This is a genomic window from Pseudomonas sp. FSL W5-0203 (assembly GCF_001896155.1).
GTDB classification, from domain to species: Bacteria; Pseudomonadota; Gammaproteobacteria; order Pseudomonadales; family Pseudomonadaceae; genus Aquipseudomonas; species Aquipseudomonas paracarnis.
In genome coordinates, this window is sequence record NZ_MPOR01000029.1 from 41,650 (window position 1) to 66,569 (window position 24,920).

The following is a 24,920-nucleotide window of genomic DNA, read 5'->3' on the forward strand; positions in this document are numbered from 1 at the left end:
TGTCCATGCGGGTGGCGGTAGGGGCGAGGCGCGTGTTTACTGTTGTTTGCGTCGCTCCTGCAACATGCACAACTTTTGCACGCTGCGTTGAAGTGCCTCTTTCATCAGGTCGGCTGCATAGTGTTGCTTGCAGGCCGGGCAGAGCATGTCAGAGGCCGACGACACCAGAAAGTCGGGGTCATCCAGCGTCGATTCGTAGGGTTGTTTGCATTGCAGGCAACTTCGGTTCGCTTGTAGATGGATCACATCGATTCCTCCCTGAATGAACGGCCACTCTCGATTAAGAAATGGGCGTTTTCAACTGCTAAAAAGGAAGAATTCAAACAAGCGATTAGTTGATGTTTTAATGCCAGTATCGAGAGGCGGCGGGGCGGGGATGACGCTTGGACGGCTGCCGATGTTTTAGAACCCTGGCAGGTTTATCGACAGGCGCGTCCTCACTCTCGGCTCTGTGGGTTCAACTGTTGGGTTTTCTGCTGCGGGTTTTTTGCCCGGCGGCGGTCGCCTGGCGCTTTGATCGGTCCGGGTTGGGCGGGGTGACGCTACTTTCTATCGAGCCTGCCAGGCCGTCAGTCGGCGGGGTTGTCAGCTCCTCCCTGGCTTGTAACCAGTGCACGAAATCCTGACCGTCAGGCTTCCCTTGCTGTTCCCAAATGCGGTACGCGGTGAGTCGGATCGTTTCTTCGTCCATTGTGAGGCTCCCCTATTGAATAAAAGGTGCTAGGAGTGAATGAAGCTGCTCACGAACTCCGCCTTGATCACGGGCAGTTCGATCCCATGGATCAAGCCGGCGGTCAGCGCTTGTTGCGGATCAAGAATGCGGGGCGCGGCGATCAGGTACTTTTCGGTCTCCAGTTTTTCGACGGCATCGGCGGTGCGCTCGGCCACGATGCGTGCGTACAACTGCAAGTCGTAATCGAGGCTCATCGCGTATTCGGACATGCGCGAATGGTCAACCGCGCCTTGCACATGCCAGTGGAAGGGGTGGAACAGGAATTTGCTGTGCTTGCAGGCGGTCCTGCGCTCACCAGCCAGAAAGATGATATTGCCCATGGATTCCACGGTGCCGAGGTTATGGGTATGCACCGGAATCGGCAGGGACAATAAAAAGTTGTACATCGTAAAGCCGTAGCTGCATTCACCACCCATGGTGGCGATATTCAGTACCAGGCCCTGGGCATCTTGTTGTACGGCCAACGAGGCTTTTTCAATCAGTTGGCTGCACGTAGAAGCGGTGACCGGTGCGGTGAAGTTGATAATGTGTAAAGGCATGGTGTCCCTCATCAATGAAAGCAGGGGAGCATGGCTCCCCTGCATCAAGCACATCAGCTTTTGCGTCCGCCGCCGTGGCTGTGTTCGCCACCTTTACGCCCGGCTTCGGAAGCTTTTTCACGGTCGTTGGCAAAATTGCCGCCACTGTTCTGGCCGCCTTTGCTGCCCGCCTCGGCGGCGCGTTCGGGGTCATTCTTGAAATTGCCCCCGCTGTTCTGGCCGCCTTTGCTGCCGGCTTCAGCGGCGCGCTCGGGATCATTCTTGAAGTTCCCGCCACTGTTTTGGCCACCTTTGCTGCCGATCTCCTGGTAGAACTCTTTGTCATGGGACGCAGAAGTGGCTTCGCCGCCTTTTTTACCGGCTTCGCTGACGCTCATCTGGCCTTGCTTGTCTTGAGTAGTCATGTTCAGTTACCTCGTCGTTATGTCGGTAATGTAACGTTCACTTCGATTGTGCTGGAAACGTGCACTTAGGCGCGTGAGTCAAGCTGCACGGTTATAAGTGCCTTTCACACAAGGGTGGCGTTTTAGATGCACTTATCGTGGCTTCGGCTTGTTCAGCAAGTTGCTGATGTTCGTAACACGCAGACGTATTAGAACGCAGGCCAGTCCTTGCTTTAGTTCGCACTTCTACAATCGGCCTGCGAGCTGGCTCGCCGCGCTGATTATCAATGGACGCACGCATGATCAATGCCCTTTGTTAACGAACGGAACAGCGGTACTGCCCGTGTGGTCAGGACTTACGTCCACCACCATGACTGTTCTGGCCGCCTTTACGCCCGGCTTCCGAGGCTTTCTCGCGGTCGTTGGCGAAGTTGCCGCCAGAGGCCTGTCCACCTTTCTTTCCCGCCTCTGATGCTTTTTCGCGATCGTTGGCAAAGTTTCCAGGGTTTTTATTGCTCGTCGTCATAACAATACTCCCAGTTTTGAAATGTCGTTTCGCTAGTTGCCCGTTTATGCAACGGACATCTTTTCTGATAAGGGAAAGTGCGCAGATGTTTTGAAATTTTTTAAAAAGGGCGATGAACGGTAGAGTGGCAGATGAAACTTGTACAAGTAGGCTCAGAAAGTGCCGCTTCGTATAAGTTTTTCTGCGTCGATTGATATTGAATTAATAGCGACCTTAACGGTTGGTTTAGCATTCAATACCCTGTTTTGATAGTGGTCATTAAAGGCGCTGGCTCCTCTGGCCGGCGCTCAGCCGCACACTCTGTAGCTGCAGCTCGCACAGACTGCTTGTATGCTGGCACTCTGGAACCGGTTGCCCCTGTGAGTACCGACGTTCGAATGATGGCTGGATGGAAACCGGACTTCCTTAAGGTGCTGACGTGAAGCGTGATACCCGTCTTGTGATGCTGTTGCTGTTGGTGATCGGCTGTTCCCTGACTTCGCTGACGATTTGGAAAGTCCTGTCTTCCCGCGACCGTGCGCTGGCGGAAGTGGACGTGCATGGCTTGAACCTGACCCAGGCCCTTAACACCTATACCGAAGGCATCGTGCGGCAAAGCTCGTTGCTGTTGCTGGGGTTGGTGGAGCGCCTGGAAACCGAAGGCAGTGGCCCGGTGCAAATCCAGCGCATCAGTACGCTGATCAACCGACAGCAGCCGCTGATGCCGCAGCTCAGCGGCATCACCATTTATGATCATCAGGGCCGGTGGCTGCTGTCTTCCAATCGTGCGATTCCGGAGGGCGCCAATAGCAGTGATCGGGCCTATTTCATCCACCATCGCGACGATCCGAGCGCTGAACCTTTTATTGGCCCGCCGATTCAAAGCCGCGCCAACCATGAATGGGTGGTGACCATCAGCCGCCGTTTCAACGACGCGGCCGGCAACTTCGCTGGCGTGGTCGCTGTGACCCTGGGGGTGGAAAACTTTCTGCGGGTATTCGGCAAGCTCGATGTAGGCCAGGAGGGCGCCATCGGCCTGTCCTACGCCGACGGCACGTTGCTGGTGCGTTACCCCTTCCGCGAGCAGGACATGGGCCGCAACTTTTCCACCTCGCCTATTTATTCCAAGTACCTCGTCGACCAGCCTGTGGGCACTGCGGCCTATACCTCCAGCCTGGACGGGGTAGAGCGACTCTATGCCTTTCGCAAAAGCGAAACCCTGCCGCTGATCACCACGGTCGCGTTGGGCAAGCACGAAGCCCTCGCGGCGTGGCGCATCGAGGCGGCACTGTCAGCGGTCGTGGTGGCGGGGCTGCTGGGGCTGACGGGGCTGATCGGCTGGTTTCTGATCCTGGATATCCGCAGGCGTACGGCGGCGGAAGAGGCGTTGCGTGTCGCCCAGCAACAGTTGCTCGACTCCAATCGGCAATTGGCGCTATTAGCGAAAAAGGACGCGCTGACCGGCCTGGCCAACCGCCGCTGTTTTGACGAAACGCTGGCCGTGGAAGCGCGTCGGGCGCAGCGCGAAGGTACGTCGCTGGCATTGCTGATGCTCGATATCGACCATTTCAAACGCTTCAACGATGCCTTTGGTCACGTCGCGGGAGATGCGTGCTTGCAGGCAGTCAGCACGTTATTGGAAACGTGCGTGCGGCGCCCGTCGGACCTGGTGGCGCGCTATGGCGGAGAAGAAATGGCGATCATCATGCCCGCGACTGACAGCACAGGCGCTGCGGTGGTCGCGCAACGTATTCTTTCGCGGCTGCAGCAGGAGAACATCACACACCCAGGCAGCCCCTTCGGGCGCGTGAGCGTGAGTATCGGCGTTGCGACGGGCATGGGCTCACGGCTGGAGCCGGTGTTGGGTTTGGTCGAGGCGGCCGATGCAGCGCTTTACGGTGCGAAGGCGGCGGGGCGCAATGGGTTCAACGTGCATCCTGCGCACGTGACGTCGAGCGGCTGAAACGGCTTTTACCTGGGTATGCGCGGCTCACATCCCAAGCGTCGGGATCATGAGTTCGCCGCACTCCATCAGTTGGCCAGCGGTGACTTGCAACTGCGGGGTGGGTTTGGCCGCATAGCCTGCGATGAAGCCGGCACTTAGCAGTGCCAGGCAGAGGACGGCTTTTTTCACAAGCATGCGCAGGGTCTCAATCGGTTCAAAAGGGTGAACCACAGATTGTGCATTCGAGAAAAGGTTCCCGCCCGCGCAGAAGGCACCTTATGGAGCTCAGCGAATGAACCTGACGTACACACGTTCAGGGTCGTTATCGTCCAGATTCTCGATCTGCCCGCTGGGAATAAAGCCGGCTTTCGTCAGCAGGGCCTGGGACGCGCCGTTGGAGGCATTGGTCGATGCGAACAGCTTGGGCGTCTTGCAGGCTGCTTCGGCCGCTGACAGCAGACGAAGGGCGACGCCTTGGCGCTGGTACAGCGGTGAAACCACCACCAGCGCAATAAACCCATGGTTGAAAAAGTCGTGGGTGAGCACTAGGTAGCCGGCGCACACGTTAGCGTCGGCGGCTACCAAGCATTGCTGGCGAACCACGGCGTCATAGATAAACACACGACGGCTGGCATGCTCGGTTGCGTAGGCATCCAGTGCGACCAAGGCATGCACATCGTCGGGGGTGGCTTGGCGGATCAGCCAGTGTGGGGCAGCGGGAGGAAGAAGGTATTCAGCCATGGTCGTGGAGCATCCTCTGTTTGAACATTTGCCCCCACGTGCTTGATGACAGTCCCTTGTGCATTGATGAGGCGATGCTATCGCCCGCTATAGCACAGTTACAGGGTGCGAAGGGGTTACGTTTGTTGGCCTGGTTGCGGTCGTTGTTTAGAAATGTTTATGTGTTCCAATGGTTATCTCGACTTGCGCAGGAAGCGCATCGGCCGAGGCCATTCAGTCTTTTAACAGATACATCCCAAGGAGTAACACCATGCAAGGAAGCACATCGTTCAAGTACCTGGCGTTTTCGTTGATCCCGTTGATGGCCGCCTGTACCACGCCCACACGCCAATCCGCCGTCCTCCCTGCGCCAGCCTTGCCGTTCGATAACTGCGCGGTTGGCTGCCCCACCGGCGGCAGCCCAGTGACGTTGAACCGCCAGGCCTACACGTTGAACAACAACGGCTCGACCAAGTTTGCCAACTGGGTCTCCTACAAGATCACTAAGACCACTGCCGCCAGCGGGCGCTCCCGTGACTGGCGCACCGACCCGGATATTCCAGCCGGGGAAACCCTGGACCCGGTGGATTACAACGGCGCCAACGTCGCGCTCAAAATCGACCGTGGGCATCAGGCCAACCTGGCTTCGATGGCCGGGGTGGCCGATTGGCAAACGCTCAACTACTTGTCGAACATCACCCCGCAAAAGGCCGAGCTCAACCAGGGGCCCTGGGCGCGCCTGGAAGACCAGGAGCGCAACCTCAGCAAGGAACCAGGCGTCGATCAGGTGTATGTGGCTACCGGCCCGTTGTATGAACATTTTGTCGGCTCGTTGCCGGGCACGAACAAAGTGCACACCATCCCCAGTGGCTATTGGAAAATCATCGTGGTCGGCAGTTCGCCGGAAACGGGCCTGTACGCCTCATTCGTGATGAACCAGGAAACCCCCAAGGGCGCAGACTTCTGTGATTACCAGGTCACCGTGGATCACATCGAAGAGCGCTCCGGGCTGACGTTCTGGAGCACCTTGCCGCAAGCGCTGCAAGCCACACTGAAGGCCAGGCAGGGCCAGTTGCCGAGTCGGATCGGCTGTAACCGAACCAAAGCCTGACGCCTAGTCGGCACACACCAACGAGGGCCTGCGGCTGTTGTTCTTGCCCAGGCGCTCATGCGTGGCGACGTCTGTGGCCTGTTCACGCAGTGCTTCTTCGAGCGCTTGCAGATGCTTGGAAAGGATTTTCACCGACCCACTCGGGTTGGCGGGGTCGAAGGGGATCCGGCCATTGGCAATCAGCACCATAGCCAGTTCCCAGGCGCGTTGTGAGTCGTTCATGACAGGGGTTCCTTCTTCAGCGTGATCGATATAGAGCTGTGACCCGCTGCCAACGCACCGGTATCAACTGGGTTATTGCCGAAATTTCGATCATTTCAACGATTCAGTTGCGCTGAAACCATCATCTTTTTAGATGGTGGTCGAGACGTGTCGAAAGAATGAACCACCGCGGCGCGGTGGTCACCTAATCCGTATGAATCGGTCGTTTCCCATTCAATGATCCGAGGGGGCAACCATGGACTCTGTACTGCGGGCTGTGGCGATTTACCTGGTGCTGCTGGTGCTGTTCAAAGTTGCCGGCAGGCGCACGCTGGCCGAGCTCACCACCTTTGACCTGGTGTTGTTGATGGTCATCGGCGAAGCCACCCAACAGGCGTTGCTGGGCGAAGATTTCTCGATGACCAACGCCGTGCTGGTCATCGCCACCCTCATTGCCATCGACATTGGCTTCTCGCTGGCCAAGCAGTGTTCAGCCTGGTTCGCACGGGTGCTCGATGGCGGGCCGACGGTGCTGGTCGAGCAAGGCCAGGTGCTGCATAAAAGGCTCAAGCATGCGCGCCTGGACGAGGGCGACATTCTTGAGGCGGCCCGGTCTACCCAAGGGCTTGTCGAACTCAAGCAGATCCGCTTCGCGATTCTTGAGCGCAACGGCAAGATTTCGGTGATCCCGTTTGAATAACACGCGGCCCCATTCGTCAGCCAAGGGGCTATTTTTTGAACGCCAGCGCTTCTGTTCCAGACAGATAGATCATGGGCGGACGAATTCTGCTTTCGTCACGCCGATAACACACACTTGCCAACAGGTGAACGATCATGAAGAAGCTTTATATGTGCGTGGGCCTGTGCAGCGCGTTCCTGCTGCACGGCTGTTTTGACAACGCTGACAACGCCACTAAAGACAACAACAGTGGCACCCAGTCGTCGGTGCAGATGCGGGAAGGCAAGGCGGACGAGAGCAAATAGAGCGGCCTGCCAGCCGCCGCTTATATCATTGATGCTCATTGCCGAATGTGGGAGCTAGCTTGCCTGCGATAGCGGTGGTTCAGTTAACGATGCAGTGACTGACAGTCCGCCTTCGCGGGCAAGCCCGCTCCCACAGGGGACCTGTGCCAGGCGCTGATTTTGTGGGCAATGCATGGCCAGCTCCCATAGTTGATCGCGACCGATCAGCGCATATGCAGGATGATAGGGCTACTGCTCGCCGGGTCGGTATGCCCACGCAACTTGCCCACGGCCTTTGCATCGACCGCGCCGCCGTGGTTGCCCCAGGTACCGCGCACGTAGCTCAGCACGTCGGCGATTTCCTGGTCGGACAATTGCTCACGAAACGCGGGCATGCGGTAGGCGTCTGGCATCCCGGCGGTGACCACGCGTTGTGAGCCGTTGAGGGTGATGTTGATCGCGGAGGCGTTTTCCGTGGCTAGGGCCGAGGTGGCGCCGGCCAGGGGCGGCATCCAGTCGGGCTGGCCTTTGCCGTCGAGCCCATGGCAGGAGGCGCAGCGGGTCGCGTAAGTATGGGCGCCGGGAGCATCCTGGCGCGCTGTTGCCGCTTGATACTGCCAGGGGCTGCCGTCACGCTGCGGGTCGCCGGGCAGTGACTTGAGGTAGCGAGCGATTGCGGCCAGGTCATCGTCCTGCATGAACTGCGTGGAGTTGTTGAAGGCTTCGGTCATCGAGCCATAGACCACGGCATGCTGGTTGCGACCGGTCTTGAGGAACTGCACGATCTGTTCCTCACTCCAGCGCCCCAGGCCGGTGTTGTGGTCCTGGCGCAGGCTGGGGGCGTACCAGCCGTCGAGCAGGGCACCGGCCAGGAACGGCGCGCCGGATTCGTCCAGGGCCTTTTCGTTGAACGCCAGCCCTCGTGGCGTGTGGCAACTGCCGCAGTGGCCGGGGCCTTGGACGATATAGGCGCCCCGGTTCCACAGTGCGTCCTGGCCGGGCTTGGCGGCATAGGTCGCGGTCGGTGCAAACACACCGTTCCACAGGGCGATGGGCCAACGCAGGTTGAGCGGCCAGGGAATGTCGCTGGGGATATTAGGCTGGTTGGCCGGTTGCACACCTTTCATGAAAAATGCGTACAGCGCCTGGATGTCATCGTCGCTGAGCTTCACATAAGACGGGTAGGGCATGGCCGGGTAGAGCCGTCGCCCGCCCGGTGCTACGCCGTGGCGTACGGCGCGGTCGAAGTCGGCCAGGCTATAGGCACCGATGCCATGCTCGCGGTCGGGGGTGATGTTCGTGGCGTGGATCGCCCCCAGCGGAGTGGCCATTTCCAGGCCACCAGCGAATGGCTGCTTGCCGGCCAGGCTGTGGCAGGCCACGCAGTCACTCACTCGCGCGACGTATTCGCCGCGAGTGACCAACGCGGGGTCGAAGCTCGTGGCCTGTTGCTGTTCAAAAGGCGAGGCAGGCTCGCGGGTGACATACCAGGCCAGCAGGCCGGCGGCGACCACGCAGGGCAGCACCAGCCACCCTGCGGTTCTTGCGAATCGGCGGTTATTCATGGGCATTCCCTGTCGGTTAGCTGAAGGTGTAACGGCTCAAAGGCAGACTGCGGATGCGTTGGCCGGTCAGCTGCGCCACGGCATTCGCCACGGCGGGGGCCACAGCCGGCAACGGCGGTTCGCCGATACCGCCCATTTTTTCTCCGCTCTCCACGATCTTCACGTGTACCTGCGCCATACGCGAAGGCGGCAGCACCGGATAAAGGTCGTAGTTGCGCGCCCGTGGCTTGCCATCCACGTACACCGCTTCCTCCAACAAGGTTTGCGACAGGCCCAAGGCCACGGCACCGTTGACCTGCGCCTCTACAATCGCCGGGTTGACGATGCTGCCCGGGTCAATCGCTTCCCAGATGTGATGAACCTTGACCTGGCCGTTCTCGATCGACACCTCGGCCACCACCGCTGCATGGGAGCCAAACGGCGAGGCCATGGCCACGCCGCGTGCACGGCGGGTGCCGTCTTCGGCGGTGTAGGGCCCACGCTTCCAACCGCCAGACAGCTCGGCGGCCGCTTGCAGTAGGGTGGTCAGGCGCGGGTTGTCGCGCAGCAGGTGCAGGCGCAGTTCATAGGGGTCATGGCCGCCTTTGTCGGCCAGTTCGTCCAGGAAGGCTTCGTAGAAAAAGTCATTGAGCGAGTTACCCACCGAACGCCAGTAACCGAGCATGGCGGGACCTTTGACGTAGATCTGCGCAATGCGTTTGTTGGGGATCGCATAGCTCTTGCCCGACAAGCCTTCCAGGGCGGTAGGGTCGATGGCGTCGCCCTGTTTGCCGGCGATGGCTTCTGTGGGGCCTTCGGTGGCGCTGACCGCTTCGATGGCCACCGGCAGGCCTTTGTCATCCAGTGCGGCGCGGAACTTGACCACGGCGACGGGGCGCAATACATCGCGCACAAATTCTTCTTCACGGCTCCAGATCAGCTTGATCGGCCGGCCCACCGCCTTGGCCAACGCAATGGCTTGCGGGTAAGGGTTTGCCGAGTCATACAGGAAATGCCGGCCGAAAAAGCCGCCCAGCAACGGTGAGTGCAGGGTGATTTGCTCAGTGCTCAGGCCGGTGCGCTTGGCGATGTCGGCACGGAACATATCCGGCGCCTGGTTAGGCAGCCACACCTCCAGCGTGCCGTCGGGGTTAAAGCGTGCCAGGGCTGAAGGCGGTTCCAGCTGGGCATGGTTGAGGTACTGGTTGTGGTAGGTGGCTTCGACGCGGGTTTTGGCGCTGGCCAGTGCGCCGGCCACATCGCCTTCGTTTTCGTCATCGCGGGCCGGGCCTTGCTGGGCGGCGAGGAAGTCGCGGTACTTGTCGCTGGAAAAATCCGCCGGCATCGCCCGCACGGTGGAGTCGGCGGCGGCTTCAAGCCATTCGACCTGGATGGCTTCGACGGCCCGCTTGGCATGCCACCAACGCTCGGCTACCACAGCCACGGCGCCGGGCAGGGTGTGAACCGAATGCACGCCTTTCATGGCTTGCACCTGCGCCTGGTTGCGCAGGCTGCCCACGGTCATGCCCAGGCGTGGCGCATGCTGGACGGCGGCATGGAGCATGCCGTCGATTTTCAGGTCGATGGTGTACTGCGCCTTGCCGGTGGATTTGTCATAGGCATCCAGGCGCTTGACCGGTTTGCCGATCCAGCGGAACTGGCTCGGGTCGCGCAGGGTAATGCTGGCCGGGTCGGGCACCGGCATATCCAGGGCGGCACCTGCCAGTTCGCCGTAGCCCAGGGAGCGGCCGGAAGCGGCGTGCACCACGCGACCGGGCTGGGTGGTCAGCTCGCTGAGCGGTACGCGCAGTTGCTCGGCGCCGGCTTGCATCAGCATCGCGCGGGCGAGGGCGCCGAGGCGGCGCATGGTCGGGTAGCTCATGCGCACCGACATGCTGCCGCCGGTGATGCGCAGGCCATTTTCCATCACCACATAGGCTTCGCCGGGCGGGGCCGCTTCGACAATGAACGTGGCCGGGTCGGCATCCAATTCTTCACCGACGATCTGCGCCATGGCGGTGTGAGTGCCTTGGCCGCCTTCCATGAAGGGGCTGAGCAGGCGCACGCTGCCGTCGGGGCGAATTTCCAGGAAGGCGGGTACTTGAGTGCCGCGTTCAGCGGCGGCGCCGGTCGCGGCTTGCACGCGGGAGGTGCCCAGTGGCAAGCCGAAACCGATCACCAACGCGCCCACCGCGGTGCTGGCCAGGAAGCGGCGACGGGACAGGTTGATCGGTTCGCCCAGGGTCACGCCGGGAATGATCTCGTTGGTGTTCATCAGGCGGTCTCCTTCCCGGCGGCCAAGGCATCCATGGCGGCATGGATGGCGTTGTAGGTGCCGCAACGGCAGAGGTTGACCATCGCCGCGTCGATCTGCGCCTTGGTCGGCGCGGGGGTGTGCTTGAGCAGCGCCGTGGCCGCCATCACCTGCCCGGACTGGCAGTAACCGCATTGCGCTACTTGATGTTCGACCCAGGCCGCCACCACACGCTTGCCCACGTCATCGGCCTCGACGGCCTCGATGGTGGTGATCTCGCGACCGACCACGCCGGCCACGGGCGTCACGCAGGCGCGCACCACATTGCCGTCCACCAGCACCGAACAGGCGCCGCACTGGGCCAGGCCGCAGCCGTATTTGGTGCCGGTCATGCCCAGGTTATCGCGGATCACCCACAACAACGGGGTGTCGGCTTCGGCATCGACCTGATAGGCCTTTTGGTTGATACGTAATTCCATGCGGGCTCACCTGCTGATCATCGGTTGGTGGTGCTGAGTTCTTATAGGAGCGGTGCGACTGGAAGTCGCCCATCGTCGAACTCTAGACCAACGCGCAAGGGCTATCTATCCGATTGCCCTCAAGTTCAGAGGATCAGGCAAGTATTTGACAGGATTAGGCCTGCGCTCCCACCTATTGGAACCCTCCCGACAGCTGCGCCTTCAAGTAGGCTACCAACGCACTCACCGACTTGGGCACATGGGGTGAGTAGGGCCGAATCAGGTAAATCTCATCGGCAAATGCGCCTTTGAGTGTCCAGTCCTTCAATACCTGCACCACCTTGCCAGCGGCCAGCGCCGCCTGGGCGCTGAAGTCCGGTAGCAGGGCGATGCCCAGGTGGTTGAGTGCGGCGTCGCGCAAGGCTTCGCTGTTATTAGTGGCGAAGCTGCCGGCGATAGGCACGGTGAGGCGCTCGAGGGGCTGGCTGCCGCGTTCAAAGGTCCAGGCGGGCTGGTCGGTGCCGCGTGGGTAAAACAGGCAGTTGTGGGCCGACAGGTCGCCCGGCTCGAGGGGGTCACCGTGGTGTTGCAGGTAGTCATGGGTGGCGACCAGTACCGAGTTGGTGTCGCACAGCTTCCAGGCCACGTGGGTTTCGGGCACCTGGAAGCCGTGGCGCACCGCCAGGTCGTAACCCTCGGCGGCCAATGAGCTCAAGGCATCGGAGACGTCCAATTGGATACGCACCTGAGGGTACAGCTGCAAAAAGCCGGACAGGTGCGGCACCAGTTGTTGCCGGGCGAACGCCACGGGGGCGGTCAGGCGCACCAGCCCGCGTATTTCCCCGACCGAGTCGCGCACCGAGGAAAAACTGCGGGCGATCTGCGCGTAGGCGCTGCGTACTTCGCGGGTCAACGACAGCCCCGCATCGGTCAGCCGCACGCTGCGGGTGGTGCGCGTCACCAGCCGCGTGCCGGTGGCCTTTTCCAAGTCGGAAATGCGCTGGCTCACCGCCGATTTACTCACCCCCAGGCGCGCGGCGGCAGCGGTGTAGGTGCCTTGTTCCTCCAGCACTGACAGCCAGTGAATGTGGGTCCACAACCCTTCGATCTCAGCCTTTTCCATGGGTGTATTGTTCGCATATAAGGACAATAAGTTCTGAATTCTGCTCTGGTTCGGAACAAAGCGAAAGCCTATCGTGTGGACCAACGCCACCCATCTGGATCGACTGCCATGACTGCAACCATCGAGCACTACATCAACGACCAGCGCGTCAGCCGCGATGACCGTTACCAGGACGTCTACAACCCGGCCACCGGTGAAGTCACCGCCCGTGTGGCCCTGGCCAGCCGCCAGACCGTGGCCGAAGCCGTCGCCGCCGCCCAGGCTGCGTTTGCCGGCTGGGCCGACACCCCGCCGATCCGTCGCGCCCGCGTGTTGTTCCAATACCTGCACCTGCTGCGCGAACGCAAGGACGACCTGGCGCGCATCATCGTCGCCGAGCACGGCAAGGTCTTCACCGATGCCCAGGGCGAAGTCGACCGTGGCATCGACATTCTCGAATTTGCCTGCGGCATTCCCAACCTGCTCAAGGGCGAACACTCCGACCAGGTCTCCCGTGGCATGGACAACTGGACGATGCGCCAGCCGCTGGGCGTGGTCGCCGGCGTGACGCCGTTCAACTTCCCGGTGATGGTACCGATGTGGATGTACCCCATCGCTATTGCGGCGGGTAACACCTTTATCCTCAAGCCCAGCCCGACTGACCCGAGCGCGTCGCTGTTCATGGCCGAGTTGCTGCATGAAGCCGGCCTGCCCAAAGGCGTGTTCAATGTGGTGCAGGGTGATAAAGAATCGGTGGACGCGCTGATCGAACACCCGGACGTCAAGGCCGTGAGCTTCGTCGGCTCCACGCCGATTGCCCAATACATCTACGAGAGCGGCGCCCGCAATGGCAAGCGCGTGCAAGGCCTGGGCGGGGCGAAAAACCATATGGTGGTGATGCCCGACGCCGATATCGAACGCACCGTGGATGCGCTGATGGGCGCCGCCTACGGCAGTGCCGGCGAGCGCTGCATGGCGATCTCGGTGGCGGTGCTGGTGGGTGATGTGGGCGACAAGGTGATCGCCGCTTTGACCGAACGCGCCAAGTTGCTGCGCATCACCGATGGCCGCGATCTCAAAGCCGAGATGGGCCCGATCGTGTCGCGGGCCGCGCTGGAACGCATCAGTGGCTACATTGAGCAGGGTGTACAAGCCGGCGCGCAGTTGCTGCTCGATGGCCGTGACTACGTGCCCACCGAACCCGGCCTGGAAAACGGCTTCTGGCTCGGCGCGACCTTGTTCGACCACGTGACCCAGGACATGAGCATCTACCGCGAAGAAATCTTCGGCCCGGTGTTGGCCTGTGTGCGCGTCAACGACTTTGCCGAAGCGGTGAAGTTGGTCAACGACCACGAGTTTGGCAACGGCGTCAGTTGCTTCACTCGCGATGGCAACATTGCTCGTGAGTTTGCGCGGCGTATCGAGGTGGGCATGGTCGGTATCAACGTGCCGATCCCGGTGCCCATGGCCTGGCACGGGTTTGGTGGCTGGAAGAAGAGCCTGTTCGGTGACATGCATGCCTACGGCACCGAGGGTGTGCGCTTCTACACCAAGCAGAAGTCGATCATGCAACGCTGGTCGGAGAGCATCGAGCAGGGCGCGGAGTTTGCAATGCCGGTGTCCAAGTAAGGTTTAAGCTGTGCTGCTGGATCTGATGTGGGAAGGCTCAAGCCCTCCCACATTTTTTTGCCTGTTGACGGTGAAACACATAAAAGTCCAGTATGGAATTATAAGTACAAAATAGCTGCTGCACGTTTTTCTTCACTCTTGCCAAACCAACAACAACTTGCGAGAACCCCTCCATGAAGAAACGCCATCTCCTTCCCGCCTTGGCCCTGAGCCTGTTTGCTTCCAGCCACCTGCTGGCCGCCGAGAAAACCCTGCGTATCGGTATCGAGGCGGCTTACCCCCCGTTCGCCTCCAAGACCGGCGACGGCAAGATCGTCGGTTTCGACTACGACATCGGCAACGCCCTGTGCGCGCAAATGAAGGTCAAGTGCGTGTGGATCGAAGGGGAGTTCGACGGGCTGATTCCGTCCCTCAAGGTCAAGAAGATCGACATGGCGTTGTCGTCCATGACCATCAACGAAGACCGCAAGAAGTCGGTGGATTTCACCCACAAGTACTACTTCACCTCGTCGCGCCTGGTGATGAAGGACGGCGTCGTGGTGGATGACCAGTACGCCAGCCTCAAGGGCAAGAACGTCGGTGTACAGCGCGCCACCACCACCGACCGCTATGCCACCGAGGTGTTCGAACCCAAGGGCATCAACGTCAAGCGCTACAGCAATAACGAAGAAATCTACATGGATCTGGCAGCGGGGCGTCTGGATGCGATCTTTGCCGACACCATCCCCCTGAGCGACTTCCTGTCAATGCCGCGCGGGCAGGGTTATGCCTTTGTCGGCCCGGAGCTCAAGGACCCGAAATACGTGGGTGAGGGGGCCGGCATTGCAGTACGCAAGGGCAATGGCGAGTTGGTCAGCGAATTGAATGCGGCGATCGACGGCATTCGCGCCAGTGGCGAATACCAGAAGATTTCACAGCAGTACTTCAAGGCCGATATCTACGGCGACTGATGCAAAGACGCGGTCAATGTGGGAGCTGTCGAGCTTTAGCGAGGCTGCGAAAGCGGTGGGTCAGGCGGTGCAAATGTTGACCTTGCCGGCCCCTTCGCAGCCTCGCCGGGGCTCGACAGCTCCCACAGGGAATCGGCGCCGTGGTCAGAAAGGGCTCAACCCTTGAGTTCCTTCAAGTGCTTGTAGACCGTCGCTCGCCCCATGCCCAGCACATTGGCCACATAGTTGGAGGCGCTCTTGCCCTTGAATGCGCCTTCGGCATGCAGCGCCAGCACCAGTTCGCGTTTGTGGTCGCGGGTCAACAGGTTCAGGCTCAACTGACGCTCGCGCAGCCAGGCATGCAGGAAGGTGTTGATGCGTTCCTGCCAGTCATCACGGAACAGCGCGTCCGGCTGTGCGATCAGCTTGCTTGGCGACAGGAATAAATCCAGCGCCGCCTTGGCTGTTTCGAACATTGAAATATTCAGGTTGATGCACAACACAGCCAGCCTGCGCCCTTTGTGGTCGTGCAGCACGGTGCTCAGGCTGCGGATTTTCTGGCCATCCCAGTTGAGCTTTTCGTAAGGGCCGATATTCACCTCGCTGACGTCACCGTCGAGCATGTCCTCCAGGGACGAGTCGTCACCCAGGCTGCGTTTGGACAGGTTATTGGCGATGTAATCCACGGTTTGCGTGCGCAGGTCATGCAGCACCACTTCTGCATGGGGAAAGAACAACGTGGCGATTGCATCGGCAATCGCGCGGAAGTTCTGCATGACCTTGTCTTGTTCGGCGGTGTTCATCAATGGGGCTCCAGGCGGACCGGGGAGAGCATACCAGCGTCCAGGCCGAACCGGGTCAGTGCCTCCGGCAGCGGTTCGCCGCGCACCAGGGCGGCGCTTGCCTGGCCCATGGCGGGTGAGGTCTGGATACCATAGCCGCCTTGCGCTGCCACCCAGAACAGTCCCGGTACTTGCGGGTCAAAGCCCGACAGTAAATCACCGTCCTGCACAAAACTGCGCAGCCCGGCCCAGGTGCGCGTGGGGCGGCGGATGGTCAGGGTGGTGGCTTCCTCGATCTGGTAAATGCCCATGGCAATATCCAGCTCTTCGGGTTGCACATCCTGGGGTTCTACCGGGTCGGCGTTGGCCGGCGAGCCGAGGAACATGCCGGCATCCGGTTTCATGTAGAACGCTTCGTCGAGGGCCACCAGCATCGGCCAGTCGTGGCTGTCCATGCCCTCGGGACCAGCAAAGACAAAGGCCGAGCGGCGCTTGGGCTGCAAGCCGATGGACGCTGCGCCCGCCAGCCCGCCGATATGGTCGGCCCAGGCACCGGCGGCGTTGATGATGACCGGCGCGGTGAAGGTCGCATCTTGGGTGCGCACCTGCCACAAGCCATCGGCGTAGCGGCTCAAGCCCAGCACATGGCTGTCGGTGCGCACTTCGCCCTGGTTGCGGCGGATACCGCGCAGGTAGCCTTGATGCAGGGCGTCGGTGTCGATGTCACAGGCGGTAGGGTCGTAGATTGCCCCGTGGACTTTTTCACGGCGCAGGATCGGCAAGCGTGCACAGGCTTCATCGACCGTCAGGCGCTGCACCTGCGCCACGGTGGCCTTGGCGCTCAGGTACTGGCTGTCGAGTTCGGCCGGGTCACCGTTGAAATCCACGGTCATTTCGCCCCGGGGCGTCAGCAGTGGGTGTTCGCAAAAGCCTGCGGGTGGCTGGTCGAAGAAGGCCCGGCTGGCCAAGGTCAGCGCCCGCACTTGCGGGGTGCCATACGCGGCGGTGTAGAGCGCCGCCGAACGCCCGGTGGAGTGATAGGCCGGGTGACTTTCACGCTCCAGCACCAGAACCTTGCCGTGCTGCGACAACCAGAACCCGGTGGACGCGCCGGCGATGCCGCCGCCGATAATGATGAAGTCTGCCTGGTGCATAACACTCTCCTGATTAGCGTTGGCGTTGGTACAGGGCATTGGCCAGTGCGATGTCTTCCAGGCCCAGGCCGATGGAGCGGAAAAAGACGTGACGATCGTAGTCGGGGCGTTGGGCCATGTCGCTGAACAATTCGGGCAGGTCGCCGACAATCGTACGTTTGTCCCAGCCGTGCCGCTCGCTGGCGATCAGCATCTCACCGGCCGAATCCGGGGTGGTCTGGCGGTAGTCGCAGAACACGTGCATCTGGTTGAGGCAGTGCGGCGGCACTTCATGGGCACGCGGTGCGTTGGTGCTGATGGAGGTGATCAGCGCGGGTTTGCTCAGGCGCGAGGGGTCGATGACCGGCCCGGCGGACGAGGTGCACAGCAGGATCACATCCGCGTCTTCCAGGGCGGCTTCACAACTTGCGGCGAGGCTCAGGCGCGGGTCCAGGCTGGCCAACTGCGCACGCGTTTCGGCGCTGGCGCTGCCCAGGCTTGGCGAGTACAGGCGGATTTGCTGCCAGTCGCGCAGGTTCTGCACATAATGCAGGTGCGCCTGGGCGACCTTGCCGCTGCCGATGATCGCCAGGCGTTGCGCCGCCGCCGGGGCCAGCGCATCTACCGCCAAGGCCGTGGCGGCGGCGGTGCGTGCGGTGGTCAATTCAGCAGCATCGCACAACAGCAACGGCTGGCCGCTGTGCATCGACATCAACAGGGTCCAGGCCGTCACCAGGGGGCCTTGTTCACGCACGATGTAGGGCGAAGTCTTGACCCCGTACACCCCGTCTTCGGCCAATACGCCCAGGTAGTTGATGAAGTCCCCTGCGCCATCGGGAAACGCCACCAGCTGTTGCGCCGGCTGCACCGCTTGCCCGGCAGCGAGGTCGCGGAACAGTTTGCGCAGGATCAAAGGCACGTCGACTTGAGCCAGCAAGGTACGGGCCTGGGCCTGGTCGATAACGAGGGGCGTCGTGGACATGGGGCTCTCCGGATAAACTAATTTGTCCATTATGGACTTTTAGTTTTTATCCGCAATAACCGGAGGGAAAAATCAGATCAATGTGGAGGGAGCCATGAAGATCAAATGTGGGAGCTGGCTTGCCTGCGATAGCGGTGTGTCAGTCGGTCCATCAGGTGGCTGACCCGCCGCTATCGCAGGCAAGCCAGCTCCCACAGGTAATCGATGATGTTCTGGCGGACGAGTTACCGCCTGCCCGAGCGCGTGCTCACATCCACCCACACCGCCAGCACCAAAATGCTGCCCTTGACGATCATCTGCCAGTAGCTGTCCACATCCAGCATCGACATGCCATTGTCCAGGCTGGTAATCACCAGCGCCCCCAGCAACGCGCCGTACACCGTGCCCGACCCACCGCGCATCGAAGTGCCGCCAATAAAGCACGCGGCGATGGCGTCGAGTTCGCCCATGTTACCCGCCGACGGTGAGCCCGCCGCGAGGCGCGCGGTGTTGACCAGGCCAGCGAGGGCGCACATCACGCCCATAATGCCGAAGATCCACAGTTTTACCGCTTGCACATTGATGCCCGACAGCCGCGTGGCCTCCATATTGCTGCCCACCGCATACACCCGGCGGCCGAACACGGTTTGGTGCGTGACATAGCTGAACACCCCCAGCAGCGCCAGCAACAGCAGCACCGGCACGGGGATGCCGTCGTAGCGGTTGAGGGTGGTGACAAAGCCTGCGAGCACCGCGCCAATCAGCACCACGCGCAGTGCATCGCGCAGCCGTGAATGCGCGGCCAACCCATGCAGCGCACGGTTGCGCCGTTGTTTCCAGGTGAGGAACAGTGTCAGGGCAAACAACAATACGCCAAGCCCGATGCCGACGTTGTGGGGCAAATACCCCTGGCCCACATACACCAGCGACGGCGACACCGGCGCAATGGTGGTGCCGCCGGTAATCCCCAGCAGAATCCCGCGAAACGCCAACATTCCGCCCAGGCCGACGATGAACGAGGGGATGCGCAGGTAAGCGGTCATGTAGCCGTTGGCCAAGCCGATCATCAAGCCGCACAGCGCCACCAGGCTCAGGTTGGCCAATAGCGGCACGTGATAGACCACATCCAGAATCGCCGCCAGCCCGCCCAACAGCCCGAGCAACGAGCCCACCGACAAGTCGATCTCGCCGCTGATAATCACCAGCACCATGCCGCACGCCAATATCCCGGTGATCGACATCTGCCGCAGCAGGTTGGAGAGGTTGCGCGGGGTGAGAAAACCACCCTCGGTCTGCCAACTGAAAAACAACCAGATGAACGCCACGGCGATCACCAGCGCGAGCATCTTGTAGCGGGTAAAAAGGTGTTTGACCTGATTCATCTACGCGGTCTTCCGATTGTTATTGTTTTGGCTGAGCGCAGCGGCGAGCACCTGTTCCTGGGTGAGCCCGTCATTGATGAAATCCCCGCGCAACTGGCCGTCACCAATTACCAGTACGCGGTTGGACACGCCGAGCACTTCGGCCAATTCCGAGGACACCATGATGATCGACACGCCTTCGGCCGCCAACGCGCCCATCAGTTTGTAGATCTCGTACTTGGCCCCAACGTCCACGCCACGTGTAGGTTCGTCGAGGATCAGCACCTTGGGCTTGGCCATCAGCATTTTCGCCAGCACGGCCTCTTGCTGGTTGCCGCCTGAGAGGCTGGTGATCGGCAGCGACGGGCTGGCGGTCTTGAGGTGCATGCGGCTGATTTGCTGGTCGATGCTGCCCAGTTCGGCTTCGGCGTTGATGCGGGTCAGGTGCGCGTAGGTGTCCAGCACCGCCAGGGTGATGTTCTGGCCCACGCCCAGGTCGGGGATGATGCCTTGGCGCTTGCGATCTTCGGGCACCATGCACAGCCCCGCGCGGATCGACTTGAGCGGCGTGCGCGTGTCGATCACCTGACCCTCCAGCCACACCTCGGCGCTGTAGCGCCCGGGGTAGGCACCGAACAACGCCGAGACCAACTCCGTGCGCCCGGCGCCCACCAACCCGGCGATGCCAAGGATTTCGCCGCGCCTGAGCACGAAGGAGATGTCGTCGACGCGCTTGCGCTTGGGGTTGTCGACGTCGTAGCAGGTGACGTTACGCGCCTCGAAGATCACCTCGCCCACGTCATGGGGCTCGGTGGGGTAGAGGTTGCTCATTTCGCGACCGACCATCTGGGTGATGATCTGCGGGATGTCCATGTCTGCCATGGCAGTGGTTGCGATGTGCTTGCCGTCGCGAATCACCGCAATGGTGTCGCACACCGCCGCCACTTCATCGAGCTTGTGCGAGATGTACACGCAGGCCACGCCCTTGGCCTTGAGGCCCCGGATGATGTCCAGCAGCACTTCGATTTCGCCACGGGTCAGGGCCGAGGAGGGCTCGTCGAGGATCAACAGGCGCGCCTGTTTATTCAGCGCCTTGGCGATCTCCACCAATTGCTGGTAGCCGCCGCCATACTGCGACACCGGCAGCGCCACATTCATGTCCGGCACCTTGAGTTCACGCATCAACGCCTCGGCGCGGTGCAACATCGCCGGGTAGTTCATGCGCCCACCGGGCAGGGTCAGTTCGTGGCCCATGAAAATGTTCTCGGCCACCGACAGGTCGGGCACCAGGGTCAGTTCCTGATGAATGATGACAATCCCGGCGGCCTCGGTTTCGCGGATGGACTGGGCCTTGAGCGGCTGCCCATCCCAGAGGATTTCCCCCTCCCAGGTGCCGTGCGGGTAGACCGCCGACAGCACCTTCATCAAGGTGGATTTACCCGCACCGTTTTCACCGCACAGGCCCACACACTCCCCAGGTTTGACCTTGATGTCGATGCCGTTAAGGGCGTTGACACCGCCAAAGCGTTTGACGATGCCGTTCATTTGCAGCAGGTAATCGGCGGCCACGGTCATTGCCCGGCGATCTGCTCTTTGGTGTAGAAACCGTCCTTTTCCAACAGGTCGATGTTGGCTTTGGTCAACGGCGTCGGCGTAAGCAGGATGGTGTCGACCTTCTTGCTGCCATTGTCGTATTGCGAGCTGTAGGTCGGCTGTTCGCTGCGTGCCAACTGCACCGAAAGTTTGGCCGCTTCGGTGGCGATCAGCTTGAGCGGTTTGTACACGGTCATGGTCTGGGTGCCATCGATCACGCGCTTGATCGCCGCGAGGTCAGCGTCCTGGCCGGAGATCGGTACCTTGCCCGCCAGTTTCTGCGCGGCCAGGGCCTGGATCGCACCGCCGGCGGTGGCGTCGTTGGAGGCGACGATGGCGTCGATCTTGTTGTCGTTACGGGTCAGGGCGTTTTCGACAATGCTCAAGGCCTCGGTGGGGTTCCATTCCTTGACCCATTGCTGGCCGACGATCTTGATATCGCCTTTGTCGATGGCCGGTTGCAGCACCTTCATCTGACCTTCGCGCAGCACCTTGGCGTTGTTGTCCGTCGGCGCGCCGCCCAGCAGGAAGTAATTGCCCTTGGGCGCCGCTTGCAACACGCCGCTGGCCTGCATCTCGCCGACTTTTTCGTTATCGAAGGAAATATAGGCGTCGACGTCGGCATTGAGGATCAGGCGATCATAGGACACCACCTTGATCCCGGCCTTCTTGGCTTCAGCCACTGCGTTGGTCAGCACCGTGGCGTTGAACGGCACGATCACGATCACATCGACGCCACGGGAGATGAGGTTTTCGATCTGGGCAATCTGCTTCTGTTCGTTGGCATCGGCAGACTGCACGAACACCTTGGCATCGAGCTTTTGCGCGGCGGCGACAAAGTAATCACGGTCACGAGACCAGCGCTCCAGGCGCAGGTCGTCGATGGAAAAACCGATTTTGGGGTGCGCAGGGTCGGCCATCACCGGCAGGGCGAGCAGTGCCAGGGCTGCGGCGAGCAGGGCAGGTTTGAATGACTTCATGGTGGTGCGTCCTTTTATTGTTGTTGGAAAGACACAGCGTGGTGCGGGTTGAACTGTAGAGCGTCACTCGACGCTCTGTGCAGAGATTTGTCGTGCAAATGTCACCGATAGATAAACCGATTCACAACGCCTTCAAGCATCTCCTGGCGCCCACTCACCGCCTGTGGGTCCAGCGCGTTGGCAAAGGCATGTTCAGCCAATGACTCCAGGCTGAACTCACCGGCCAACACCGCCTGGCCCAATGGCTTGCTCCACCCGGCATAGCGCTGGTCCTTGAATTGCTGCAAGCGGTCGTCCTGCACCATCGCCGCCGCACGCTCCAACGCCAGGGCCAGCACATCCATGGCGGCGACGTGGCCGTGGAACAGGTCCACCTCGTCGAGGCTCTGGCGGCGCACCTTGGAATCGAAGTTATAGCCGCCGTTCTTGAACCCGCCGGCCTTGAGGATTTCATAGGTGGCCAGGGTCATTTCCTCGACGCTGTTGGGGAACTGGTCGGTGTCCCAACCGTTCTGCGGGTCGCCGCGGTTGGCGTCGATGCTGCCGAAGATCCCCAACGACACAGCGGTGGCGATCTCATGATGAAAACTGTGCCCGGCCAGCGTCGCGTGGTTGGCCTCGATGTTCACTTTGATCTCGTGTTCCAGGCCGTACTCATGCAGGAAGCCGAACACGGTGGCGCTGTCGTAATCGTATTGGTGTTTGGTCGGCTCCTGGGGCTTAGGTTCGATCAACAGGTCACCCGTAAAGCCAATCTTGTGCTTGTGCTCCACCACCATGCGCATAAAGCGCCCGAGTTGTTCGCGCTCGCGCTTGAGGTCGGTGTTGAGCAAGGTTTCATAACCCTCACGGCCACCCCACAGCACATAGTTGGCGCCCTTGAGCCGCAGCGTGGCATTCATCGCGCTGAACACCTGGGCGGCGGCGAAGGCGAACACCTCTGGGTTCGGATTGCTCGCAGCCCCGGCGGCAAAACGCGGGTTGCTGAAGCAATTGGCGGTGCCCCACAACAGCTTGATGCCGGTCTGTTCCTGATGGCGCTCCAGGTGGTCGACCATCTGCGCAAAGTGGTTGCGGTACTCCTTGAGCGAGCTGCCTTCGGGCGCCACATCGGTGTCATGAAAACTGTAGTAGTCGATGCCCAGCTTGGAAAAAAACTCAAACGCCGCCTCGGCCTTGCCGATGGCCACCTCCATCGGATCGCCACTGCGCTGCCACGGACGTTTGAACGTGCCCATCCCAAACATATCCGCTCCCGGCCACACAAAGGTATGCCAGTAACAGGCCGCCATGCGCAGGTGCTCCCGCATGGGCTTGCCGAGGATCAGTTTGTTGGCGTCGTAGTGACGAAACGCGAGGGCAGAGGTGCTGGCAGGGCCTTCGAAGCGCACCTTCTCGACACCGGGGAAGTACGGCATGGGGTTTTCCTTATTGTTCTGAGCGGTGTCTGGATACTAGCAACGGCACCTGGGCGGCTGATTATGAAAATCACCAAAGGGGAGTGCGATTTTGAGTGAAGGGCTGAGAACGGCGCAGGGAGTACAGGACTTAGGGAAACGTCTGACTTTACGGTGGGGAAATGCCTCTTCAAAGTTTGGGGGGTAACAAAGACCACCTCTATAAGGGCAATACTTATGAACGCATCGCACACCTCGCTATATACCAATGACCTGACGTCTGACGTACTCAGTCAATTAGATAGTTCACCCTTTACGGAACAACAATTGTCAAATTTTAATGAGCAGGCTTTGCAGTTAGTTAAAGACCAACGCGCTTATTGCAGCGCTCATCCGCCCATTGCTATTTACCGAGTCGCCACTGAGGGCAGTCAGACCCGCAACGGTGGAACCATCAGGAAAACCGCATCGGAGTTTGAATTTCGATTGGCTGACGGTTCGCAGGTGCGTGGCGCGCATAAAGGAGATTACGTGGAGTACGCCGACGGCACTCAGGCGCTTATCATGACCGGTTCGGGTGAAGGTAATAGCGACTTCGCATTGGTAGGCAGTCACCTCAGTAATGGTGACCAGATCGTTAATACACTTCAGGACTCGTTACTCTTTATCGAGCGTCACGGCGTGCCATTGGCAGAAGACTTCCTGCCTACTATTGAGTGATGAGTTGGCCAGGGCGCAACGCCCTGGTTTATCCGACATGAATGTAAGGAAGTAGCATGAGCGTAGGTTATTTCATTGGCCTGGGTGATAAAACCACCTGCGGCGGCAAAGTGCTGGACGGTGATAGCCGCATCAACTTATATGGCCTCCTTCACGCCCGTGAAGGAGATCGGGTCAGCTGCGGAAAAGATGGCAAAACCTATAAGATCGTTGGCGGCATTTACTACATGAACAGTCACGGCAAGCTGATGGCCGGCACGCTGGACAGCCACAGTGACTGCCCGTGTAAAGCCCGGCTGATTCCCTCGGTTTTTACAGCCACCTATGAAAGCCGAAACACCGCACCACAAGGCATCCGTAGAACAACCGAAACGTCCCAAGCATTGGCCAGCGGTAACCCCCTTGCACACTCCCAGTCTGCGTACCCCCCCTCAACCAATTTGTCCTCCGTTGCATTTACCGGTTTGCAGGGCGAGGAACCAGGTTTTTATATCGTGCCCAAAAGCATCACCCGCGAGGCGCTGGAAGCCACACTTTTTCCGACGCTCGACCCGACTGTAATGCGCAAGTTTCAAGCACTGAACCCGGATACGAGCCATGTCAAAGCCGGCTCGATGATCGTGCTCAGCGACCCGAACAACACCTCCTGCACCTATCAGGAAGCGCAACTGATGCAGGCTGCACAACACGTCAGCGCATCGCTGGATGAGCTGACACCCGACGAGGCCGACTTTCTGTATCGCCATGGAGCTGAAATCGCTGGGTTCGTCGGCCATACCTCAACCTGGCTAGGCGTCAGTGCGGTGGTGATGGAAAAGCACCTGAACAACTTGCGCGATACGCTGCAGGCCATGGAACGCCTGCATCAAGACAGCTATCGGCAGCACGGGCACCTTAGGTCACCGCAGTTCTTTGCTGATCGCCAGCGGTTGATGAACCAGTTGGATGCTCATCTGCTCAACTCCACCCGCCTGCGC

General features: G+C 60.5%; 27 protein-coding genes. 8 read left to right on the forward strand and 19 right to left on the reverse strand.

The window, feature by feature from the left end:
* Positions 1 to 36 precede the first annotated feature (36 nt).
* The 5 genes from BOP96_RS21785 to BOP96_RS21805 form a co-directional block, all read right to left on the reverse strand.
* Entirely contained in the window at positions 37 to 246 is a 210-nt protein-coding gene (locus BOP96_RS21785) for a hypothetical protein (RefSeq protein WP_072435627.1), read from the reverse strand.
* A gap of 211 nt (positions 247 to 457) precedes the next feature.
* Complete coding sequence (locus tag BOP96_RS21790; protein WP_019821490.1) at positions 458 to 691, reverse strand: DUF2934 domain-containing protein; 234 nt, start codon at positions 689 to 691, stop codon at positions 458 to 460.
* Positions 692 to 720: 29 nt separating this feature from the next.
* On the reverse strand, positions 721 to 1,272 hold the full coding sequence (locus BOP96_RS21795; protein ID WP_019821492.1) for an ATP-dependent Clp protease proteolytic subunit: 552 nt from the start codon (positions 1,270 to 1,272) through the stop codon (positions 721 to 723).
* A gap of 53 nt (positions 1,273 to 1,325) precedes the next feature.
* Positions 1,326 to 1,676, reverse strand: a complete 351-nt coding sequence (locus BOP96_RS21800; RefSeq protein WP_014718036.1) for a general stress protein — start codon at positions 1,674 to 1,676, stop codon at positions 1,326 to 1,328.
* Positions 1,677 to 2,004: 328 nt separating this feature from the next.
* Positions 2,005 to 2,181: a general stress protein gene (locus BOP96_RS21805; RefSeq protein WP_019821495.1), complete on the reverse strand. Its 177-nt coding sequence runs from the start codon at positions 2,179 to 2,181 to the stop codon at positions 2,005 to 2,007.
* A 418-nt stretch (positions 2,182 to 2,599) separates the two neighbouring features.
* Between BOP96_RS21805 and BOP96_RS21810 the strand changes: the two genes are divergently transcribed.
* Positions 2,600 to 4,123 (forward strand): sensor domain-containing diguanylate cyclase, encoded by a 1,524-nt coding sequence (locus tag BOP96_RS21810; protein WP_073454005.1) that lies wholly within the window; start codon positions 2,600 to 2,602, stop codon positions 4,121 to 4,123.
* A 27-nt stretch (positions 4,124 to 4,150) separates the two neighbouring features.
* On the opposite strand, the gene BOP96_RS30155 is transcribed toward BOP96_RS21810, so the two are convergent.
* Together BOP96_RS30155 and BOP96_RS21815 are read right to left on the reverse strand one after the other, a co-directional pair.
* Positions 4,151 to 4,300 carry a hypothetical protein gene (locus BOP96_RS30155; protein WP_019821496.1) on the reverse strand — a complete coding sequence of 50 codons (150 nt, stop codon included), beginning with the start codon at positions 4,298 to 4,300 and terminating at the stop codon, positions 4,151 to 4,153.
* 90 nt (positions 4,301 to 4,390) lie between these two features.
* Positions 4,391 to 4,846, reverse strand: coding sequence for a GNAT family N-acetyltransferase (locus tag BOP96_RS21815; RefSeq protein ID WP_003190483.1), 456 nt, complete (start codon positions 4,844 to 4,846; stop codon positions 4,391 to 4,393).
* Positions 4,847 to 5,096: 250 nt separating this feature from the next.
* On the opposite strand from BOP96_RS21815, the gene BOP96_RS21820 reads away from it, so the two are divergent.
* The gene (locus BOP96_RS21820; RefSeq protein ID WP_073454006.1) at positions 5,097 to 5,936 is read left to right on the forward strand and encodes a DNA/RNA non-specific endonuclease; all 840 of its coding nucleotides are present in this window, start codon (positions 5,097 to 5,099) and stop codon (positions 5,934 to 5,936) included.
* Positions 5,937 to 5,939: 3 nt separating this feature from the next.
* On the opposite strand, the gene BOP96_RS21825 is transcribed toward BOP96_RS21820, so the two are convergent.
* Positions 5,940 to 6,158 (reverse strand): hypothetical protein, encoded by a 219-nt coding sequence (locus BOP96_RS21825; RefSeq protein ID WP_073454008.1) that lies wholly within the window; start codon positions 6,156 to 6,158, stop codon positions 5,940 to 5,942.
* Between the two features lie 235 nt (positions 6,159 to 6,393).
* On the opposite strand from BOP96_RS21825, the gene BOP96_RS21830 reads away from it, so the two are divergent.
* Positions 6,394 to 6,837 carry a DUF421 domain-containing protein gene (locus tag BOP96_RS21830; protein WP_073454010.1) on the forward strand — a complete coding sequence of 148 codons (444 nt, stop codon included), beginning with the start codon at positions 6,394 to 6,396 and terminating at the stop codon, positions 6,835 to 6,837.
* Between the two features lie 134 nt (positions 6,838 to 6,971).
* Complete coding sequence (locus BOP96_RS30160) at positions 6,972 to 7,121, forward strand: hypothetical protein (RefSeq protein ID WP_175563007.1); 150 nt, start codon at positions 6,972 to 6,974, stop codon at positions 7,119 to 7,121.
* 203 nt (positions 7,122 to 7,324) lie between these two features.
* Here the strand turns inward: BOP96_RS30160 and BOP96_RS21835 are convergent, their stop codons facing one another.
* The 4 genes from BOP96_RS21835 to BOP96_RS21850 form a co-directional block, all read right to left on the reverse strand.
* Positions 7,325 to 8,665: a c-type cytochrome gene (locus BOP96_RS21835; protein WP_019821499.1), complete on the reverse strand. Its 1,341-nt coding sequence runs from the start codon at positions 8,663 to 8,665 to the stop codon at positions 7,325 to 7,327.
* Positions 8,666 to 8,681: 16 nt separating this feature from the next.
* Positions 8,682 to 10,919 (reverse strand): xanthine dehydrogenase family protein molybdopterin-binding subunit, encoded by a 2,238-nt coding sequence (locus BOP96_RS21840; protein ID WP_032903499.1) that lies wholly within the window; start codon positions 10,917 to 10,919, stop codon positions 8,682 to 8,684.
* Positions 10,919 to 11,377, reverse strand: coding sequence for a (2Fe-2S)-binding protein (locus tag BOP96_RS21845; protein WP_014718046.1), 459 nt, complete (start codon positions 11,375 to 11,377; stop codon positions 10,919 to 10,921). The genes BOP96_RS21840 and BOP96_RS21845 overlap by 1 nt, the downstream gene beginning before the upstream one ends.
* Positions 11,378 to 11,549: 172 nt before the next feature.
* The gene (locus BOP96_RS21850; RefSeq protein ID WP_073454012.1) at positions 11,550 to 12,479 is read right to left on the reverse strand and encodes a LysR family transcriptional regulator; all 930 of its coding nucleotides are present in this window, start codon (positions 12,477 to 12,479) and stop codon (positions 11,550 to 11,552) included.
* A gap of 108 nt (positions 12,480 to 12,587) precedes the next feature.
* Between BOP96_RS21850 and BOP96_RS21855 the strand changes: the two genes are divergently transcribed.
* Together BOP96_RS21855 and BOP96_RS21860 are read left to right on the forward strand one after the other, a co-directional pair.
* Entirely contained in the window at positions 12,588 to 14,087 is a 1,500-nt protein-coding gene (locus BOP96_RS21855; RefSeq protein ID WP_020303231.1) for a CoA-acylating methylmalonate-semialdehyde dehydrogenase, read from the forward strand.
* A 173-nt stretch (positions 14,088 to 14,260) separates the two neighbouring features.
* Positions 14,261 to 15,037, forward strand: a complete 777-nt coding sequence (locus tag BOP96_RS21860; RefSeq protein WP_073454014.1) for an ABC transporter substrate-binding protein — start codon at positions 14,261 to 14,263, stop codon at positions 15,035 to 15,037.
* Positions 15,038 to 15,192: 155 nt separating this feature from the next.
* Here the strand turns inward: BOP96_RS21860 and BOP96_RS21865 are convergent, their stop codons facing one another.
* The 7 genes from BOP96_RS21865 to xylA all read right to left on the reverse strand — a co-directional run bounded on the left by BOP96_RS21865 (position 15,193) and on the right by xylA (position 23,244).
* Positions 15,193 to 15,819 carry a helix-turn-helix transcriptional regulator gene (locus BOP96_RS21865; RefSeq protein WP_003190517.1) on the reverse strand — a complete coding sequence of 209 codons (627 nt, stop codon included), beginning with the start codon at positions 15,817 to 15,819 and terminating at the stop codon, positions 15,193 to 15,195.
* Positions 15,819 to 16,952, reverse strand: coding sequence for an NAD(P)/FAD-dependent oxidoreductase (locus BOP96_RS21870; RefSeq protein WP_073454016.1), 1,134 nt, complete (start codon positions 16,950 to 16,952; stop codon positions 15,819 to 15,821). The genes BOP96_RS21865 and BOP96_RS21870 overlap by 1 nt, the downstream gene beginning before the upstream one ends.
* Positions 16,953 to 16,965: 13 nt before the next feature.
* On the reverse strand, positions 16,966 to 17,913 hold the full coding sequence (locus BOP96_RS21875) for an ornithine cyclodeaminase family protein (protein WP_060767470.1): 948 nt from the start codon (positions 17,911 to 17,913) through the stop codon (positions 16,966 to 16,968).
* A 224-nt stretch (positions 17,914 to 18,137) separates the two neighbouring features.
* On the reverse strand, positions 18,138 to 19,274 hold the full coding sequence (locus BOP96_RS21880) for a sugar ABC transporter permease (protein ID WP_014718057.1): 1,137 nt from the start codon (positions 19,272 to 19,274) through the stop codon (positions 18,138 to 18,140).
* The gene (xylG, locus tag BOP96_RS21885) at positions 19,275 to 20,828 is read right to left on the reverse strand and encodes a D-xylose ABC transporter ATP-binding protein (RefSeq protein ID WP_073454018.1); all 1,554 of its coding nucleotides are present in this window, start codon (positions 20,826 to 20,828) and stop codon (positions 19,275 to 19,277) included.
* Positions 20,825 to 21,826 (reverse strand): D-xylose ABC transporter substrate-binding protein, encoded by a 1,002-nt coding sequence (gene xylF, locus BOP96_RS21890; RefSeq protein ID WP_019817280.1) that lies wholly within the window; start codon positions 21,824 to 21,826, stop codon positions 20,825 to 20,827. Before xylF ends, xylG begins: the two co-directional genes overlap by 4 nt.
* 101 nt (positions 21,827 to 21,927) lie before the next feature.
* Positions 21,928 to 23,244: a xylose isomerase gene (gene xylA / locus BOP96_RS21895; RefSeq protein ID WP_073454020.1), complete on the reverse strand. Its 1,317-nt coding sequence runs from the start codon at positions 23,242 to 23,244 to the stop codon at positions 21,928 to 21,930.
* 216 nt (positions 23,245 to 23,460) lie between these two features.
* Between xylA and BOP96_RS21900 the strand changes: the two genes are divergently transcribed.
* Positions 23,461 to 23,943 (forward strand): hypothetical protein, encoded by a 483-nt coding sequence (locus BOP96_RS21900; protein ID WP_060767468.1) that lies wholly within the window; start codon positions 23,461 to 23,463, stop codon positions 23,941 to 23,943.
* A 56-nt stretch (positions 23,944 to 23,999) separates the two neighbouring features.
* Positions 24,000 to 24,920 (forward strand): PAAR domain-containing protein (locus BOP96_RS21905; RefSeq protein WP_073454022.1); only part of this gene is annotated, 921 nt, incomplete at its 3' end.

Bases quoted from the DNA above. Each gene is read 5' to 3' on its own strand.
- BOP96_RS21790 (WP_019821490.1), bottom strand. From the start codon at position 691: ATGGACGAAGAAACGATCCGACTCACCGCGTACCGCATTTGGGAACAG.
- BOP96_RS21795 (WP_019821492.1), bottom strand. From the start codon at position 1,272: ATGCCTTTACACATTATCAACTTCACCGCACCGGTCACCGCTTCTACG.
- BOP96_RS21800 (WP_014718036.1), bottom strand. From the start codon at position 1,676: ATGACTACTCAAGACAAGCAAGGCCAGATGAGCGTCAGCGAAGCCGGT.
- BOP96_RS21805 (WP_019821495.1), bottom strand. From the start codon at position 2,181: ATGACGACGAGCAATAAAAACCCTGGAAACTTTGCCAACGATCGCGAA.
- BOP96_RS30155 (WP_019821496.1), bottom strand. From the start codon at position 4,300: ATGCTTGTGAAAAAAGCCGTCCTCTGCCTGGCACTGCTAAGTGCCGGC.
- BOP96_RS21815 (WP_003190483.1), bottom strand. From the start codon at position 4,846: ATGGCTGAATACCTTCTTCCTCCCGCTGCCCCACACTGGCTGATCCGC.
- BOP96_RS21820 (WP_073454006.1), top strand. From the start codon at position 5,097: ATGCAAGGAAGCACATCGTTCAAGTACCTGGCGTTTTCGTTGATCCCG.
- BOP96_RS21825 (WP_073454008.1), bottom strand. From the start codon at position 6,158: ATGAACGACTCACAACGCGCCTGGGAACTGGCTATGGTGCTGATTGCC.
- BOP96_RS21830 (WP_073454010.1), top strand. From the start codon at position 6,394: ATGGACTCTGTACTGCGGGCTGTGGCGATTTACCTGGTGCTGCTGGTG.
- BOP96_RS30160 (WP_175563007.1), top strand. From the start codon at position 6,972: ATGAAGAAGCTTTATATGTGCGTGGGCCTGTGCAGCGCGTTCCTGCTG.
- BOP96_RS21835 (WP_019821499.1), bottom strand. From the start codon at position 8,665: ATGAATAACCGCCGATTCGCAAGAACCGCAGGGTGGCTGGTGCTGCCC.
- BOP96_RS21840 (WP_032903499.1), bottom strand. From the start codon at position 10,919: ATGAACACCAACGAGATCATTCCCGGCGTGACCCTGGGCGAACCGATC.
- BOP96_RS21845 (WP_014718046.1), bottom strand. From the start codon at position 11,377: ATGGAATTACGTATCAACCAAAAGGCCTATCAGGTCGATGCCGAAGCC.
- BOP96_RS21850 (WP_073454012.1), bottom strand. From the start codon at position 12,479: ATGGAAAAGGCTGAGATCGAAGGGTTGTGGACCCACATTCACTGGCTG.
- BOP96_RS21855 (WP_020303231.1), top strand. From the start codon at position 12,588: ATGACTGCAACCATCGAGCACTACATCAACGACCAGCGCGTCAGCCGC.
- BOP96_RS21860 (WP_073454014.1), top strand. From the start codon at position 14,261: ATGAAGAAACGCCATCTCCTTCCCGCCTTGGCCCTGAGCCTGTTTGCT.
- BOP96_RS21865 (WP_003190517.1), bottom strand. From the start codon at position 15,819: ATGAACACCGCCGAACAAGACAAGGTCATGCAGAACTTCCGCGCGATT.
- BOP96_RS21870 (WP_073454016.1), bottom strand. From the start codon at position 16,952: ATGCACCAGGCAGACTTCATCATTATCGGCGGCGGCATCGCCGGCGCG.
- BOP96_RS21875 (WP_060767470.1), bottom strand. From the start codon at position 17,913: ATGTCCACGACGCCCCTCGTTATCGACCAGGCCCAGGCCCGTACCTTG.
- BOP96_RS21880 (WP_014718057.1), bottom strand. From the start codon at position 19,274: ATGAATCAGGTCAAACACCTTTTTACCCGCTACAAGATGCTCGCGCTG.
- xylG (WP_073454018.1), bottom strand. From the start codon at position 20,828: ATGACCGTGGCCGCCGATTACCTGCTGCAAATGAACGGCATCGTCAAA.
- xylF (WP_019817280.1), bottom strand. From the start codon at position 21,826: ATGAAGTCATTCAAACCTGCCCTGCTCGCCGCAGCCCTGGCACTGCTC.
- xylA (WP_073454020.1), bottom strand. From the start codon at position 23,244: ATGCCGTACTTCCCCGGTGTCGAGAAGGTGCGCTTCGAAGGCCCTGCC.
- BOP96_RS21900 (WP_060767468.1), top strand. From the start codon at position 23,461: ATGAACGCATCGCACACCTCGCTATATACCAATGACCTGACGTCTGAC.